This is a genomic window from Niallia sp. CD-39 (assembly GCF_059874745.1).
Genome location: NZ_JCBCPS010000002.1, coordinates 327,439 through 344,460 on the forward strand (window position 1 = coordinate 327,439; position 17,022 = coordinate 344,460).

Here is a 17,022-nt window from a genome sequence, read left to right on the forward strand (position 1 = left end):
ATGGATACAGTTGAATCTAAATGGAAAAAAGAGGTTCAGAACATCCTTGACGAATTTTCTGAGAAAGTTTCTTTAAAAGGCAAAGTTGTTGTAATAGGTTGTAGCACTAGCGAAGTTGTTGGCAATGAGATCGGGACAGCGGGATCTGAGGAAGTAGCAGAGATGCTATTCGATGAACTGACAGCCTTTAGCGATATGCACGGGTGCGAGATTGTTTTCCAATGCTGTGAGCATTTAAATCGTGCACTAGTAATGAGTCGTAGACTTGCGGAATCAAAGGGATATGATGAGGTTAGCGTCGTTCCTGTGCGAAAAGCAGGAGGAGCGATGGCTACATACGCTTACAGCAAGCTAAGCGATGCCGTCGTTGTCGAATTCATACGAGCAGATGCTGGAATTGACATCGGCAATACATTGATTGGGATGCATTTAAAGCATGTTGCCGTACCGATCAGAACGAAGCAAAAAATGATCGGTAGCGCTCACGTCGTTCTTGCTACAACTAGACCAAAGTTAATTGGTGGAGGAAGAGCGTGTTATAAATAACAAAAAAGCTATTTACGTCATGTTATTGACAGTAAATAGCTTTTTTTGTGGAGAGTGACTTAATGAATCGATTAGAGTGTAAAGAACGGAATAATGTAAGTAGCGCAAATAATTATGGTAAAAACGTATATTTATCAATGTTTTTAACATGATTGTTCGGAAATTAATCGAAATAAATTTGTCAGAACAGTGCCGAAAAGGATGTGGACATGGTAAAATGAAATTGTTGTTTTTCGTATAATGGATCGATCAAAGGGAGGATTTAGAATGAAGCACTTAGCACAGCAAGATGAGCAAGTTTTTCAATCAATGCAAGATGAATTAAGTCGTCAACGTACTAAAATCGAATTGATCGCTTCTGAGAACTTCGTTAGTGAAGCGGTGATGGAAGCACAAGGATCTGTATTAACAAATAAATATGCTGAAGGCTACCCAGGTCGTCGTTATTATGGTGGCTGTGAGCATGTTGATGTTGTAGAAAACCTTGCTCGTGAGCGCGCAAAAGAAATCTTTGGTGCAGAGCATGTAAATGTTCAGCCGCATTCAGGTGCCCAAGCAAATATGGCTGTATATTTCACGATTCTTGAACAAGGCGATACCGTGCTTGGAATGAACCTTTCCCACGGAGGGCACTTAACACATGGAAGTCCAGTTAACTTCAGTGGAATTCAATACAATTTCGTAGAATATGGTGTAGATGAAACGACGCATCGTATCAATTATGAGGATGTTCGTGAAAAAGCGCTTCAGCATAAGCCTAAATTAATTGTTGCTGGTGCAAGTGCCTACCCACGTGCAATTGATTTCAAGAAATTCCGTGAAATTGCTGATGAAGTTGGTGCTTATTTAATGGTCGACATGGCGCATATTGCTGGGCTTGTTGCTGCTGGTTTGCATCAAAACCCTGTCCCATTTGCTGACTTTGTAACAACAACTACACATAAAACATTACGTGGCCCTCGTGGTGGAATGATTTTATGTAAAGAAGAATTCGCCAAGAAGATTGATAAATCAATTTTCCCTGGAATTCAAGGTGGCCCACTTATGCATGTGATCGCAGCAAAAGCTGTAGCATTTGGTGAAGCATTACAAAGTTCATTTAATGATTATGCAGCGAGCATCATTGAAAATGCAAAGCATTTAGCAGAGTCGTTAAAGAAAGAGGGCATTGAGTTAGTTTCAGATGGTACAGATAACCACCTATTACTTGTAGATTTACGCTCTTTAAACTTAACAGGTAAAGTTGCTGAGAAAGTATTAGATGAAATTGGTATTACTGTGAACAAAAACACAATTCCTTTCGATCCAGAAAGTCCATTTGTAACAAGTGGAATTCGAATTGGTACGGCTGCAGTTACATCCCGTGGGTTTATAAAAGAAGATATGGAAGAGATTGCTTCGATTATTGCTTTCACATTAAAGAACCATGAAGATGAGGCGAAGCTTAAAGAAGCGAGCGAACGTGTTGAACTTCTTACAAGCAAATTTATACTATATCCAGAAATATAAAGCATAGATCCAGCCCTAACAATGGGCTGGTTTTTGTATGACTTTTACCTTTTTGTAAGAGAATACATTTGAGTTGGATCGCAATCGTCGGAAGATTTAAAAATGATGATTTTATTACAATTATTTTATGCAGTTGCCCACCTCAATGTTTTTCTGTAAAATTAGACGAAGTGAAATCGAATAAACGTAGAAGGAGTGATCGAAAATGGGCAAGGTATATGTTTTTGACCATCCATTAATTCAACATAAGCTTACATACATTAGAGAAACAAAGACAGGAACGAAGGAATTTAGAGAGCTTGTTGATGAAGTTGCAACATTAATGGCATTTGAAATCACACGTGATTTGCCATTAGAGGAAATCGAAATAGAAACACCAGTATGCTTAACTAAATCAAATGTACTATCAGGGAAAAAACTTGGAATCATCCCAATTCTTCGTGCTGGAATTGGAATGGTTGATGGTATCTTAAAATTAATTCCAGCTGCAAAGGTTGGTCACGTAGGTTTATACCGTGATCCTGAAACGTTAAAGCCAGTTGAGTATTATGTAAAGCTTCCTAGCGATGTAGAAGAAAGAGATTTTATCGTTGTAGATCCAATGCTAGCAACAGGTGGTTCAGCAATTGAAGCGATTAATTCCTTGAAGAAACGCGGCGGGAAAAATATTAAATTTATGTGTTTAATTGCAGCACCTGAAGGGGTAGATGCAGTGAAGGAAGCACACCCAGATGTTGATATTTATATTGCAGCACTTGATGAGAAGTTAAATGACCATGGATATATCGTTCCAGGACTAGGGGATGCAGGAGACCGTCTATTTGGAACAAAATAAGAGTGGAGGTTGTTCGTAAGTGAAACATCCGATTAAAGTAATGACGATCTTTGGTACGAGGCCAGAAGCAATTAAGATGGCACCGCTTGTACTTGAATTGCAAAAGCGCTCGGATCAATTTGAATCGATTGTTACAGTTACAGCTCAGCATAGAGAAATGCTTGATCAAGTACTATCCATTTTTAATATTAAGCCAGATCATGATTTAAATATTATGAAGGATCGCCAAACGTTGATCGATGTAACGACTCGTGGATTAGAAGGTTTAGATCGTATTATGAAAGAAGTTAAACCAGACATTGTCCTTGTGCATGGTGACACAACTACGACATTTATTGCTAGTTTAGCAGCATTTTATAACCAAATCCCGGTTGGGCATGTAGAAGCAGGCTTGCGTACATGGAATAAGTATTCGCCATTCCCAGAAGAAATGAACCGTCAGCTAACAGGGGTCATTGCTGATTTACATTTTGCACCAACGATGCAGGCAGGACAAAATTTACTGAATGAAGGCAAGAATGGTGAGCGTATCTTTACCACAGGTAATACTGCTATTGATGCTTTAAAAACAACAGTAAAAGAAAAGTATGAGCATGATGTTTTAGAGCGCCTTGGAAACGATCGCCTTGTGCTATTAACTGCACATCGACGTGAGAACCTAGGTGAACCTATGCGTAATATGTTCAAAGCGATTAAGCGAATGGTGGAAGAGCAAGGGGATATTCAAGTTGTCTATCCTGTTCATTTAAACCCTGTTGTTCGTGAGACTGCAGCTGAAATTCTAGGTAATGATCCGAGAATCCATTTGATTGAACCTTTAGACGTCATTGATTTTCATAACTTTGCTTCTAGAGCCCATTTGATTTTAACGGATTCCGGTGGAGTACAAGAGGAAGCACCTTCTCTAGGTGTTCCAGTGCTTGTCCTGAGAGATACAACGGAGCGTCCAGAAGGAATTCAAGCAGGCACATTAAAACTTGCAGGTGTCGAAGAGGAGACAATTTATCATCTAGCAACTGAGCTTTTAACGAATAGTGCTGAATATGAAAAAATGGCAAAGTCAGTGAATCCGTATGGTGATGGCCATGCTTCTGCTCGAATTTGTGAAGCAATTCGTTATCACTTTAATCAAACAGCCGAACGACCAGAAGAATTTAACCCAATGTAAACAAAGGGGATCGAGAAAACACTCTCGATCTCTTTTTTTGATACATCAGAAAGTATAAAATCTCTTCATGAAAGGAAGAAATATTATTTTCTTGGCTGTTTTGTATGAAAGTATTGATTCTTCAACTAGGACGAGACAACGATTCCGTGGCAAAAGCATCATAGCAAATCCCCAGGAAGTTGAAGAGTTACTTACAAAGAAGCGCCCCTTAGAAAGGATACTTGAAGATATTTGTAGTGAAAACCCCATTTTAATGCATCAGCAAGTAATTCATCTAATTCCCAAAGGTATAATTGCTCCAACTATAAGAATCTTTCCCGAAATCCAACGTTCTATTTAAACGATGAGCATCCAATGAATATCAAAAGATTTAATAGAAGATGATAAGAAAAATGCAATTTCTGACGGTAGAGGGGGCAATGAGTTGAAGCAGCTTTTGAATAAAGTTTTAATGGTGTCGGTATTCTTTTTTATACAGAATACAGCAGTTGTGGCGAATGGGGGTGGAATGCCACCACTTCCAGATGAAACAATTACTGCGATTATTGTATTGAAAGATACAAGCTCTATAGAAGAAGTTAAAGAAGCGCTCATTGACGGTTCAGTGAAGATTCGTCATCAGTTTCAGCATATATTTAAAGGATTTTCAGTAGAAGGAAAGCATTCTCATATTAGCAAATTAACCAATATAGCCGATGTCGAAGAAGTTTCACCTATACAAACGTATCAAGTGCAAAGTTCAGATAATATTGCTTTGATCGGTGGGGAGGCAATTAGAGGCTATTTTGATCCTAATAATAAGAGGTTGACTGGTAAAGGAGTGAAGGTTGGAATTATCGATACTGGAATCGATTACAATCATCCAGACCTTAGGAGAAATTATCAAAGAGGCAAGGATTTAGTAGACTTGGATGATGATCCAATGGAAACGAGGTCGACAGCGACAGGTAATACACTTCATGGTACACATGTTGCTGGAATCATTGCAGCAAACGGTAAAGTAACGGGAGTTGCACCTGAAGCAGATCTCATTGCCTATCGAGCGCTAGGACCTGGTGGAAGCGGGACGACGGAGCAAGTCATTGCCGCTATAGAAGCAGCAATAGAAGATAGAGTGGATGTGTTGAACTTATCGCTAGGAAACAATGTTAATGGACCTGATTTACCGATTAGTTTAGCTTTGAATAAAGCGGTTGATCATGGAATTGTAGCAGTTGTTTCATCAGGAAATGCCGGACCGGATATATGGACTGTTGGCTCACCTGGAACAGCAAGTAAAGCTATTTCTGTTGGTGCCTCAACGCCTATTTTACATATTCCCACAATTGAAGTGAACGGAACGAGTTTTCGATTAAAGCTAATGCAAGGATCGGTAGATTGGAACTTATCGAAATCCTTTCAATTAGTAGATGGTAAAAGTGGTTATGAAGGCGATGTTACACAGGTTGATCGCAAAATTGTCCTAATTGAAAGAGGGGACATCACTTTCACAGAAAAAGCGTTTAATGCAGAGAAGAATGGGGCTGTGGGTGTAATCATCTATAATAATAGCCCTGGTCCATATGAAGGAAACTTGGATGTTGAATTAAAAATCCCTGTTGCTTCAATCTCAAAAGAAGACGGAGAAAAGCTGAAAACGTTCTTACAAAAAAAGAGCCCATTTGTTGCATCAAATATAATAGAAGAAAAGGATCTCATTGCAGATTTCAGTTCAAGAGGACCGGTGACAGGCACTTGGGAAATCAAACCTGATGTTGTAGCGCCGGGTGTTGCCATAAATAGTACAGTACCAGGTGGCTATATTGCTTTACAAGGCACATCAATGGCGGCTCCACATGTTGCCGGGGCGTGTGCGCTATTAAAGCAAGCGCATCCCGAATGGATACCAGGGCAAATAAAGGCGGCTTTGATGAATACGGCAACCACCTTATTAAATGATCAAGGGGAATTATACCGAACATATGAGCAAGGAGCAGGTAGGATTAATGTGAAAGATGCATTGATCACAAAATCTTTAATCTACCCAGCTAGTCTTCATTTCGGTCGTTTTCAATTAAAGGAAGATCACCATCAACATGAAGCAACGATTACCGTAGAAAATATAGGAGATAAAGATAAGAAGTATACGATACAAATGCCAAAAGCCATTGATGGCATCAAGTGGAAAATACCGATGTCCTTTTACGTAAAACAAGGCGAGAAGAAAAAAGTTAAGCTATCAGTGACAGTGGAACCATCCTTAATGAAGGATAAAGTGAAAGATGGAATCTTGACAGTCATTGCAGATGGTCGAGAGATTCATATTCCTTATTTATTTGTTTTAGAAGAACCAAATTATCCTAGAGTTATGGGGTTTTCGATTCAAAAGGGAGATTCCCCTGATAAGATACGTTATGAGGCGTATCTACCTGGTGGTGCAGATGAATTTGGAATAGCTCTATTTGATTATGAAAGTTTGGAATTCATTAGCTATCTTGATTGGCAAAGAAATGTACGTAAAGGACAGCTGAAAAAAGAAGTGGATCGGAGTCGCCTACCTGACACAGGATTTTACATTTTGAAGGTGTTTTCAAGAAAAGGTTCTCAGGAAGATATCATTGAGTCACATTTGTTGTTGACACCATCTGGAGAGTTGTCAGCTGAACGGAAGAAAAACGAATGATGCACCTTGTAACAGAAAATCCCATGCGTTTCAATGACTAGAATTATTTTAATTATGAAAACTTTGTGAACTTGGGAAATAGGAAGATTTGGTTGTGAACTTTTTAACACTAAACGCATTGACATTGACATGGTGCTATTGTATGCTTACAAAGGATATAATTGATAGGGTTTACAAAAAAATGTGCAAACATTTTTTCCACTTCTGCACAATGCTAAAGTGATCTATCACTGCCCCGAAATCCACCTACCAATCTCAATGGAGATTGTCTAATTTGCGAAAAAAGACCATCGTTTTTTATGGACGATTGGCTCTAAAGTACACGCAGTTTTCACCTTATTATTGATTTATAAACTGTCAAGGAAATTAGTAATCGTTTCCATTTTCGCATTTTTCACTCATTTAGGATTACGGGTGGTCTATTTTCGGTATCACTTCAAAACAGGAGATCAGTTATAATGCCTGAGTTCTATGCAATGTTTGCAAGACAACGTAAGTATATGTTCTACCTGTTAGCGATTTATGTGCTTGGCTGGGGATTTACTCCGTACCAATCTGTCTTTTTAGGATTAGTCATTGGGACAAGCTTAAGTATGTTCAATTTATGGCTGTATATTCGAAAGATTGACCAGTTTGGAGAAGCGATCGTAAAAGGTAGGAGAATGGGCTCCCTTGGGATGCTATCCCGAATGGCTACAGCAGTACTAGCTGTTGTCATCGCTACTAAATACCCAGAACATGTGCACTTAATTAGCATAATAGTGGGATTAATGACAGTTTATATTGTCATTATGATAGATTTTATGTTCCAGACTATTTTTAAACGCAATTAGCAAGGGAGAGAGGTGAAAACTTTTGAATCATGAAGCTCCTATGATAAAAATTATGGGTCTTTGGTTTAATATGTCCAATGTACTCATGATCACTGTGGCAGCAGCAATTACGCTACTAATTGCCGTCATATGTACTCGTAACCTTTCTATGAAACCTACTGGTAAACAGAACTTTATCGAATGGGTTATGGACTTTGTGAAAAATATTATTGGCAGCTCAATGGATTGGAAGACAGGTGGAAGATTCCATGTCCTTGGACTAACCCTAATTATGTTTATCTTTGTATCCAACATGTTAGGTCTACCATTTGCCGTTGTCATTGGACACGATTTATGGTGGAAGTCACCAACAGCAGACCCAACCGTTACGTTAACCCTTGCGGCGATGGTAATCGGTTTATCTCATTACTACGGTATTAAGATGAAAGGGTTTAAAGGTTATGGTGCCGATTTCTTCAAACCGAAGAAATTTATGTTCCCACTTAAAGTGGTTGAAGAATTCTCTAACACATTAACGTTAGGTCTTCGTCTCTACGGGAATATCTACGCAGGGGAAATTCTATTAACTCTGTTAGCAGGATTAGGTACAACTTGGTTTTTTGGAACGATATTAGCCATTCCATTAGCCGTTGTATGGCAAGGATTCTCCGTGTTTATCGGTTCGATCCAAGCGTTCATCTTTACTCTTTTAGCAATGGTCTACATTTCACATAAAGTGAGTGACGATCATTAATATATTTCATGTTCAAATCTTTGGACAACTAAAATAAAAAACTATTCAATTTCAAGGAGGAAATACAAATGGGTGCAATAGCAGCAGCAATCGCAATTGGTTTAGCAGCATTAGGTGCAGGTTTAGGTAACGGATTAATCGTTTCTCGTACAGTGGAAGGGATCGCTCGTCAACCAGAAGCTCGTGGTATGCTTCAATCTACAATGTTTATCGGGGTAGCTTTCGTTGAGGCGATTCCAATCATGGCGGTTGTTATCGCGTTCATGGTAATGGGTTCTTAATTGCTATAAGAATAAAAAATGGCGAAGATTATCGAAAGGAAAGCTTCGCCATTCCTTTATGTCAAAATTTGCAACAATTTAGTCATTTCCTTGTGAAAGACTCTTGATAGATTAAGTTATAGTGGACGATAACTGAAGGGAGTGAATCCGTCGTGCTGATCAATTTAGATAGTTTTGTATTAGGTGCATCTCAAGAAGCATTTAATGGTGGTGACATCCTATTTACAATCTTTACATTCTCACTTTTAATGTTTTTGATTTATAAGCTAGCATGGGGTCCATTAATGGGCATGATGCAAAAGCGTGAAGAGCATATTGCAAATGAGATTGATGAGGCAGAAAAAAGTAACACTGAAGCGATGAAGTATTTAGAAGAGCAACGTGCACTTTTAAAAGAAGCTCGTACAGAAGCGCAAAGTCTGATTGAAAATGCGAAAAAGCAAGCTGAAGTTCAGCGTCAAGAAATTGCTGCACAAGCTCAAGAGGAAGCAAACCGTATGAAGCAATCTGCATTGCTTGAAATCGAGCAGCAGAAAGAGCAAGCGGTTGCAGCCATTCGTGAGCAAGTGGCATCACTTTCAGTACTTATTGCTTCTAAAGTTATTGAAAAAGAATTAAATGAAAATGATCAAGAACAACTTATTAACGAATACATTCAAGAGGCAGGAGAAAGACGATGACGGGTTCTATGGTAGCAAAACGCTACGCGTTAGCTCTTTTCCAGCTTGCGAATGAGCGTCAGCTTCTAGACCAAATGGAAGATGAGCTTCGTGCAGTTAAAGTTGTAGTAACAGAAAGCGAGGAGCTTTCATTAGTATTGAAGTCTCCTAAAATCTCTGTGCAAAAGAAGAAAGAAATGGTCAAGGATGCGTTTGCATCATTGAATGAATATGTTTTAAACACATTATTAATCTTAGTTGAACGCCATCGTGAAAATGAAATTGCTAGTGTTGTCGATTCATTTGTAGAATTAGCGAATGAAGCAAGAGGAGTTGCTGATGCTAAAGTATACAGCGTCCGTCCTTTAACAGACGTTGAACGCAGTACTCTTTCAACTACATTTGCACAAAAAGTAGGCAAACAAGCACTGCATATTGAGAATATCGTAGATTCGAACTTACTTGGCGGAGTGAAGATCCGAATTGGTAACACAATTTTCGATGGAACACTACGTGGTAAATTAGATCGATTAGAGCGTCAATTGTTAAGCTAAAGATTCGTAGATAGGGGTGAAACTCATGAGCATCAAAGCTGAAGAAATCAGTGCACTGATAAAAAAGCAAATTGAGAACTATCAGTCAGAAATTCAAGTAAGTGATGTTGGTACAGTTATCTCTGTAGGTGACGGTATCGCACGTGTTCATGGCCTCGACAATGTCATGGCTGGAGAACTTGTTGAATTTAAAAATGGCGTTATGGGTATGGCACAAAACCTTGAAGAGAATAACGTCGGTATCATTATTTTAGGACCTTTCACAGAAATCCGTGAAGGTGACGAAGTTCGTCGTACAGGTCGCATCATGGAAGTTCCAGTTGGGGAAGAGTTAATCGGTCGTGTTGTTAACCCACTAGGACAACCAGTAGATGGTATGGGCCCACTTAATACAACAAAATCACGTCCAATCGAGAGCGCAGCTCCAGGAGTAATGGATCGTAAATCCGTTCATGAGCCGTTGCAAACTGGTATTAAAGCGATTGATGCACTTGTACCAATCGGACGTGGTCAACGTGAATTAATCATTGGAGACCGTCAAACGGGTAAAACATCTGTTGCAATCGATACAATCTTGAATCAAAGAGATCAAGATATGATCTGTATTTACGTTGCAATCGGTCAAAAAGAATCAACTGTACGAAATGCAGTTGAAACATTACGTAAAACTGGTGCTCTAGATTACACAATCGTTGTAACAGCATCTGCATCTCAACCTGCTCCATTACTATACTTAGCTCCTTATGCTGGTGTAACAATGGGTGAAGAATTCATGTACAACGGTAAACACGTATTAGTTGTATACGATGATTTAACGAAGCAAGCAGCAGCTTATCGTGAATTATCATTACTATTACGTCGTCCTCCAGGTCGTGAAGCATATCCAGGGGATGTATTCTACTTGCACAGCCGCCTATTAGAGCGTGCAGCAAAACTTAGCGATGCAAAAGGTGCTGGTTCAATTACAGCATTACCGTTCATTGAAACACAAGCTGGGGACGTATCTGCATACATTCCTACAAACGTTATTTCAATCACTGACGGGCAAATTTTCTTACAGTCTGATCTATTCTTCTCTGGCGTACGTCCAGCGATTAACCCAGGTCTTTCTGTATCACGTGTTGGTGGATCTGCGCAAATTAAAGCAATGAAAAAAGTTGCTGGTACGTTGCGTCTTGACCTAGCTTCATTCCGTGAATTAGAATCATTTGCTCAGTTCGGTTCAGATCTTGATAAAGCAACTCAAGCGAAACTTAACCGTGGTGCTCGTACAGTTGAAGTATTAAAACAAGACTTAAACAAGCCGTTAAAAGTAGAAAAGCAAGTTGCTATTCTATACGCTTTAACTCGTGGATTCTTAGATGATGTCCCAGTTCAAGATATTACGCGCTTTGAGTCTGAGTACTTAAGCTGGTTAGATCACAACCGTAAAGATTTGTTAGACCATATTGCGACGACGAAAGAACTTCCTGCAGATGACGATTTCGCAGCTGCAATCAATGAGTTCAAAAAATCGTTCGTTCCATCTGAGTAATACAGTTGGTTTTCCTTGGATTAACAAATATTTATAAGGGTGGTGAGAAACTGTGGCATCATTACGCGACATAAAAAATCGTATAAATTCTACAAAGAAAACGAGTCAGATCACAAAGGCGATGCAGATGGTATCTGCTGCGAAGCTTAACCGTGCGGAGTTAAATGCAAAAGCATTTGTTCCTTACATGGAGAAGATTCAAGAAGTTACTGCGTCTATTGCTAGTGGTAGCAATGACATAACGCATCCAATGCTATTAAATCGTCCCGTTAAGAAAACAGGCTATTTAGTTATCACATCTGATCGTGGCCTTTGTGGTGCATACAATAGTAACGTTTTACGTAAAGTTCAACAAACAATTGATCGTCGTCATAAGTCATCTGATGAATATGCTATCATTGCAATTGGACGTAAAGGACGCGATTTCTTTAAAAAGCGTGGTATGAACGTCATTCTAGATATCATTGGAATTGCCGATCAACCATCTTTTACAGAAATTAAAGACATTACAAGCAAAACAGTTGGCATGTTTGCAGACGAAACTTTCGATGAGCTTTACCTCTACTACAGTCACTATGTAAGTGCTATGACTCAAGAAGTAACAGAGCAGAAGCTATTGCCACTTTCTGAAATTGAATCACAGACTACGGTCACTTCTTATGAATTCGAACCGAACGCTGAGGAGATTTTGGAAGTATTATTACCGCAATATGCTGAGAGCTTAATTTACGGTGCTTTATTAGATAGTAAAGCAAGCGAGCATGCTGCAGTTATGACTGCAATGAAGAGTGCAACTGATAATGCAAATGACCTTATCAGCTCACTTAGTCTTAGTTATAACCGTGCTCGTCAGGCAGCCATCACACAAGAAATTACTGAAATTGTTGGTGGAGCAGCAGCATTAGAATAGAATCTATTGATCGAAATATATACAGTATAAAGCGTCGTTTTGTCGTGAACGATCTGGTGACGCTTTATACAATTGGAATTTAGGAGGGAAAAAGATGAGCAAAGGACGCGTTCTACAGGTTATGGGTCCGGTTGTTGACGTAAAGTTCGAGAGCGGTCATCTTCCAGCGATCTATAACGCTTTACAGATTAAGAACGAAGCGCGTAATGAATCCGAAGTTGACATCAACTTAACCCTTGAAGTTGCCCTTCATTTAGGTGATGATACTGTACGTGCTATCGCGATGTCTACTACTGACGGTTTAACTCGTGGTAGTGAAGTTGTTGACTTAGGTACAGCTATTTCTGTACCAGTTGGTGACGTTACACTTGGTCGTGTATTCAATGTTCTAGGTGAAACAATTGACCTTGATCCAAAAATCGAAGGTGATGTACGCCGCGACGCGATTCATAGAGAAGCGCCAAAGTTTGAACAGTTATCTACAGAAGTTGAAATCCTTGAAACAGGTATTAAAGTTGTTGACTTACTTGCACCTTACATCAAAGGTGGAAAAATCGGATTATTCGGTGGTGCCGGTGTAGGTAAAACAGTATTAATCCAAGAGTTAATCAATAACATCGCTCAAGAGCACGGCGGTATCTCTGTATTCGCTGGTGTTGGAGAGCGTACTCGTGAAGGAAACGACTTATACCATGAGATGACTGACTCAGGTGTAATTAAGAAAACAGCAATGGTATTCGGACAAATGAACGAGCCACCTGGAGCACGTATGCGTGTTGCCTTAACTGGTTTAACAATGTCAGAGTACTTCCGTGATGAGCAAGGACAAGACGTTCTTTTCTTCATGGATAACATCTTCCGTTTCACACAAGCAGGTTCTGAGGTTTCTGCCCTTTTAGGTCGTATGCCTTCAGCCGTTGGTTACCAGCCAACTCTTGCTACAGAAATGGGTAAATTACAAGAGCGTATCACGTCTACGAATGTTGGTTCTGTTACATCGATCCAAGCGATCTATGTACCTGCCGATGACTATACGGATCCAGCTCCTGCAACAACTTTCGCTCACTTAGATGCAACAACAAACTTAGAGCGTAAGCTTTCTGAAATGGGTATCTACCCTGCGGTTGACCCATTAGCTTCTACATCTCGTGCACTTTCTCCTGAAGTAGTTGGAGAAGAGCATTATGCAGTAGCTCGTCAAGTACAACAAACGTTACAACGTTATAGAGAATTACAAGATATCATCGCGATCCTTGGTATGGACGAACTAAGTGATGAGGACAAGCTAGTCGTAGCACGTGCTCGTCGTGTTCAATTCTACTTATCGCAAAACTTCCACGTTGCTGAACAATTCACTGGTCAGCCAGGTTCATATGTACCTGTAAAAGAAACAGTTAGCGGCTTCAAGGAAATCCTTGAAGGTAAATACGATCATCTTCCAGAAGATGCGTTCCGTTTAGTTGGTCGCATTGAAGAAGTAATCGAAAATGCGAAGAAAATGGGCGTAGAGGTCTAATTTTAAGACCAGGAGGGTAAAAAATGAAGACGTTTAAAGTCAGTGTTGTTACTCCTGATGGCCCGGTGTATGAATCAGATGTGGAAATGGTAAGTACGAAAGCCGGGAGTGGTGAGCTTGGTATTTTAGCTGGTCACATTCCAATGGTTGCTCCATTACAAATTGGTGCTGTACGTTTAAAGAAGGAAGGAACGACTGAATATGTCGCTGTTAGCGGTGGTTTTCTAGAAGTTCGCCCTGACAAAGTAACGATCCTAGCTCAATCAGCTGAAGCTGCTGAGCAAATCGATATCGAACGTGCAAAAAATGCAAGACAACGAGCGGAACAGCGCTTGAACGACTCAAAACGAGAAAATGTTGATTTTCGTCGTGCTGAGCTATCACTTCAACGTGCAGTAAACCGTATTAACGTTCACGAACGTAATTTTTAATAAAAAGCCTTCCGCTGATATGGCGGAAGGCTTTTTTGTATGCTGAATACAGATGAAAGTCGACGGAAGTATGGTGAAGCTATCGGAAACAACATTTTATTTTACATAAAAAACAATAAATTAAAAAATTTGAAATAAAGTTGTTGAAATGAGCCTGAAGTTATTGATATAACTCCTAAAGTTGTTGAAATGAGCCTAAAGTATTTGATATAAGTACTCACTAATTAGTTCCGATTTCCATTTATTATTGGAAGAGAGTAAAATAGTGTATTTCGTTAATCTATTTTACCGAAATAATAATACCACATGCAGAATTTGTAGAATTGTTGACATTAATCACTGACAAATTTGTAGGAATGAGTTTGAATAAAGGTAAGTGGAATGCAAATTTTTTTCTATGATTGAAAAAGAAAATGTATATCATTCTCTTTAAAATGAAATGTTTAGGAGAATTTCCACTAATAACCGATGGTTTATCGACACTCGTTTCTATCAATGTTATAATGAATACGGTTACAAGTTTTAATATTTTGATTTTTTCGCCATAGGGGGGTCTGCATGGATCTGTGGAATGTATATCAAAATAGTTATTTAATTGTGTTTATCTTCTTGTGTTTAGGAATTTTATTACCAATTGTAGCTTTGTTTTTAGGGAAATTATTGCGTCCTTACAAACCTTCTCAAGCAAAGTATACAACGTATGAAAGTGGAATTGAGCCTTTCCATGATTCAAGGGTTCAATTCAATGTGAGGTATTACATTTTTGCATTATTGTTTGTTATTTTTGATGTTGAAACCGTATTTCTTTATCCGTGGGCAGTTGCCTATGAAAAACTCGGAATATTCGCATTGATTGAAATGTTGATATTCGTATTTATGCTTATTATTGGGCTAGTATATGCATGGAAAAAGAAGGTGCTGAAATGGATTTAAAAGTAGAAAATATTTCACCACAAGAGTTAGAAGAACTGCAAAGAAATGTATTTACTGCAACATTAGAACAGATAAAAGCTTGGGCACGGAGTAATTCATTATGGCCAATGACCTTCGGGCTTGCTTGTTGTGCCATTGAAATGATGGGTGTTGGATCTGCACATTATGATTTAGATCGGTCAGGCTCATTTTTTCGTACATCCCCACGTCATTCAGATGTGATGATTGTGTCTGGTACAGTGACAAAGAAAATGGCACCGATTGTTCGTCGATTGTATGATCAAATGCCAGAACCAAAGTGGGTAATTGCGATGGGATCGTGCGCAACAGCTGGTGGTCCATATGTAAAATCGTATTCGGTAGTTAAGGGTGTTGATCAAGTTGTTCCTGTTGATGTTTACATACCTGGATGCCCTCCGAACCCGGCAGCATTAATTTATGGCATCAACAAGTTGAAAGAAAAAATACGATACGAGGCGAAGACTGGGAAGAAGGTGATCTAACCAATGAGTGGGGAGAAGGACCTTGATCAAATAAAGAAAGAGGCAGCGGCAAAAGCCAAGGCGGCAGCTCTAGCAAAAATGAAGGCGAAAGAATCTGAGGCATCAGCTGAGGAAGAGCCATTAGATATCGCAAAGCAAAAAGCGGCAGCAGCGGCAAAAGCCAAGGCGGCAGCTCTAGCAAAAATGAAGGCGAAAGAATCTGAGGCATCAGCTGAGAAAGAGCCATTAGATATCGCAAAGCAAAAAGCGGCAGCAGCGGCAAAAGCCAAGGCGGCAGCTTTAGCAAAAATGAAGGCGAAGGAATCCGAGGCATCATCCGAGGAAGAGCCATTAGAAATCGCAAAGCAAAAAACAGCAGCAGCGGCAAAAGCCAAGGCGGCAGCTCTAGCAAAAATGAAGGCGAAGCAATCTGAAGCATCGACTGAGGAAGAGCCATTAGATATCGCAAAGCAAAAAGCGGCAGCAGCGGCAAAAGCCAAGGCAGCAGCGCTAGCAAAAATGAAGTCGAAGCAATCTGAAGCATCGACTGAGGAAGAGCCATTAGATATCGCAAAGCAAAAAGCAGCAGCAGCGGCAAAAGCCAAGGCAGCAGCGCTAGCAAAAATGAAGTCGAAGGAATCGGAAGCATCAGCTGAGAAAGAGCCATTAGATATCGCAAAGCAAAAAGCGGCAGCGGCGGCAAAAGCCAAGGCAGCAGCAGCGGCGAAAGCAAAAGCTGGAGCAACCGGTGCAACAGACGAAGAGAAGGCAAAGGCAATCGCAGCGGCAAAGGCCAAAGCAGCAGCTGCGGCGAAAGCAAAAGCTGGAGAAACCGGTACAACAGACGAAGAGAAAGCTAAGGCAATTGCAGCAGCAAAAGCGAAGGCAGCAGCGGCGGCAAATGCAAAATTAGGTGGAGCAAAGCAACCTGAGTCTACCCCCGAAGAAATCTCATCTAAAAACCAACCATTGCTTGATAAATATGTGAAGTGTATTAAGGAAAATCTCGGTGAAGATTCTTTAGAAGACTTCTATATTAATAGATTATCAAAAGATGTTCCTACCTTAGTAACAACACCTGAGACTTATTACAAAGTAGCGGAGTTTTTGAAATACAACGAGCAATTAGGATTCGACTACTTGTCAGAACTACATGCTACAGATTTTGAAACCCATATGGAAGTATACAGTCATCTTTATTCTTACAAAAACAACCAACCGGTCGCGCTAAAGGTAAAGATTTCTCGTGAAAAACCGCGAATCTCTTCATTGCAACCGTTATGGCAGGGTGCGAATTGGCCAGAATGTGAAGCTTATGATCTGTTAGGCGTTCATTTCGAAGGGCATCCAGACCTTTACAGGATATTCCTCGGTGAAAAATGGGTCGGATACCCTCTGAGGAAAGATTATGAGCCATACGATGTGGAGGTGTAGCA

The 17,022-nt window shown here is 39.8% G+C and carries 17 protein-coding genes; all 17 read left to right on the plus strand.

Translation table 11 applies throughout. From position 1 onward, the window contains the following. The 17 genes from AC6F34_RS07935 (at nucleotide 1) to AC6F34_RS08015 (ending at nucleotide 17,020) form a co-directional block, all read left to right on the plus strand. Nucleotides 1-546 (plus strand): TIGR01440 family protein, encoded by a 546-nt coding sequence (locus AC6F34_RS07935; RefSeq protein WP_500770775.1) that lies wholly within the window; start codon nucleotides 1-3, stop codon nucleotides 544-546. A gap of 267 nt (nucleotides 547-813) precedes the next feature. Then, complete coding sequence (glyA, locus tag AC6F34_RS07940) at nucleotides 814-2,055, plus strand: serine hydroxymethyltransferase (RefSeq protein ID WP_500770777.1); 1,242 nt, start codon at nucleotides 814-816, stop codon at nucleotides 2,053-2,055. A gap of 205 nt (nucleotides 2,056-2,260) precedes the next feature. Further along, nucleotides 2,261-2,890 carry a uracil phosphoribosyltransferase gene (gene upp, locus AC6F34_RS07945; protein WP_500770779.1) on the plus strand — a complete coding sequence of 210 codons (630 nt, stop codon included), beginning with the start codon at nucleotides 2,261-2,263 and terminating at the stop codon, nucleotides 2,888-2,890. A 19-nt stretch (nucleotides 2,891-2,909) separates the two neighbouring features. Continuing rightward, nucleotides 2,910-4,058 carry a non-hydrolyzing UDP-N-acetylglucosamine 2-epimerase gene (gene wecB / locus AC6F34_RS07950; protein ID WP_500770781.1) on the plus strand — a complete coding sequence of 383 codons (1,149 nt, stop codon included), beginning with the start codon at nucleotides 2,910-2,912 and terminating at the stop codon, nucleotides 4,056-4,058. Between the two features lie 424 nt (nucleotides 4,059-4,482). Continuing rightward, nucleotides 4,483-6,720: a S8 family serine peptidase gene (locus tag AC6F34_RS07955; protein WP_500770783.1), complete on the plus strand. Its 2,238-nt coding sequence runs from the start codon at nucleotides 4,483-4,485 to the stop codon at nucleotides 6,718-6,720. Nucleotides 6,721-7,178: 458 nt separating this feature from the next. Beyond that, a complete protein-coding gene (locus AC6F34_RS07960; RefSeq protein WP_500770785.1) occupies nucleotides 7,179-7,553 on the plus strand; it encodes an ATP synthase subunit I in 375 nt (124 codons plus the stop codon). Nucleotides 7,554-7,575: 22 nt separating this feature from the next. Beyond that, on the plus strand, nucleotides 7,576-8,286 hold the full coding sequence (atpB, locus tag AC6F34_RS07965) for a F0F1 ATP synthase subunit A (protein WP_500770787.1): 711 nt from the start codon (nucleotides 7,576-7,578) through the stop codon (nucleotides 8,284-8,286). 68 nt (nucleotides 8,287-8,354) lie between these two features. Then, nucleotides 8,355-8,567, plus strand: coding sequence for a F0F1 ATP synthase subunit C (atpE, locus tag AC6F34_RS07970; RefSeq protein WP_500770789.1), 213 nt, complete (start codon nucleotides 8,355-8,357; stop codon nucleotides 8,565-8,567). A 158-nt stretch (nucleotides 8,568-8,725) separates the two neighbouring features. Continuing rightward, nucleotides 8,726-9,247: a F0F1 ATP synthase subunit B gene (gene atpF, locus AC6F34_RS07975; RefSeq protein ID WP_500770981.1), complete on the plus strand. Its 522-nt coding sequence runs from the start codon at nucleotides 8,726-8,728 to the stop codon at nucleotides 9,245-9,247. Beyond that, a complete protein-coding gene (locus AC6F34_RS07980) occupies nucleotides 9,244-9,780 on the plus strand; it encodes a F0F1 ATP synthase subunit delta (RefSeq protein WP_500770791.1) in 537 nt (178 codons plus the stop codon). Before atpF ends, AC6F34_RS07980 begins: the two co-directional genes overlap by 4 nt. 25 nt (nucleotides 9,781-9,805) lie before the next feature. Next, the gene (atpA, locus tag AC6F34_RS07985) at nucleotides 9,806-11,314 is read left to right on the plus strand and encodes a F0F1 ATP synthase subunit alpha (protein WP_500770793.1); all 1,509 of its coding nucleotides are present in this window, start codon (nucleotides 9,806-9,808) and stop codon (nucleotides 11,312-11,314) included. 52 nt (nucleotides 11,315-11,366) lie between these two features. Beyond that, nucleotides 11,367-12,224 carry a F0F1 ATP synthase subunit gamma gene (locus tag AC6F34_RS07990; protein WP_500770795.1) on the plus strand — a complete coding sequence of 286 codons (858 nt, stop codon included), beginning with the start codon at nucleotides 11,367-11,369 and terminating at the stop codon, nucleotides 12,222-12,224. Between the two features lie 94 nt (nucleotides 12,225-12,318). Next, nucleotides 12,319-13,740, plus strand: a complete 1,422-nt coding sequence (atpD, locus tag AC6F34_RS07995; protein WP_500770797.1) for a F0F1 ATP synthase subunit beta — start codon at nucleotides 12,319-12,321, stop codon at nucleotides 13,738-13,740. A gap of 23 nt (nucleotides 13,741-13,763) precedes the next feature. Beyond that, nucleotides 13,764-14,171, plus strand: coding sequence for a F0F1 ATP synthase subunit epsilon (locus AC6F34_RS08000; protein ID WP_500770799.1), 408 nt, complete (start codon nucleotides 13,764-13,766; stop codon nucleotides 14,169-14,171). 558 nt (nucleotides 14,172-14,729) lie between these two features. Beyond that, nucleotides 14,730-15,104 carry an NADH-quinone oxidoreductase subunit A gene (locus AC6F34_RS08005; RefSeq protein WP_500770801.1) on the plus strand — a complete coding sequence of 125 codons (375 nt, stop codon included), beginning with the start codon at nucleotides 14,730-14,732 and terminating at the stop codon, nucleotides 15,102-15,104. After that, nucleotides 15,095-15,607 (plus strand): NuoB/complex I 20 kDa subunit family protein, encoded by a 513-nt coding sequence (locus tag AC6F34_RS08010; RefSeq protein ID WP_500770803.1) that lies wholly within the window; start codon nucleotides 15,095-15,097, stop codon nucleotides 15,605-15,607. The genes AC6F34_RS08005 and AC6F34_RS08010 overlap by 10 nt, the downstream gene beginning before the upstream one ends. A gap of 3 nt (nucleotides 15,608-15,610) precedes the next feature. Then, nucleotides 15,611-17,020, plus strand: coding sequence for an NADH-quinone oxidoreductase subunit C (locus AC6F34_RS08015; RefSeq protein WP_500770805.1), 1,410 nt, complete (start codon nucleotides 15,611-15,613; stop codon nucleotides 17,018-17,020). Nucleotides 17,021-17,022: the final 2 nt, after the last annotated feature.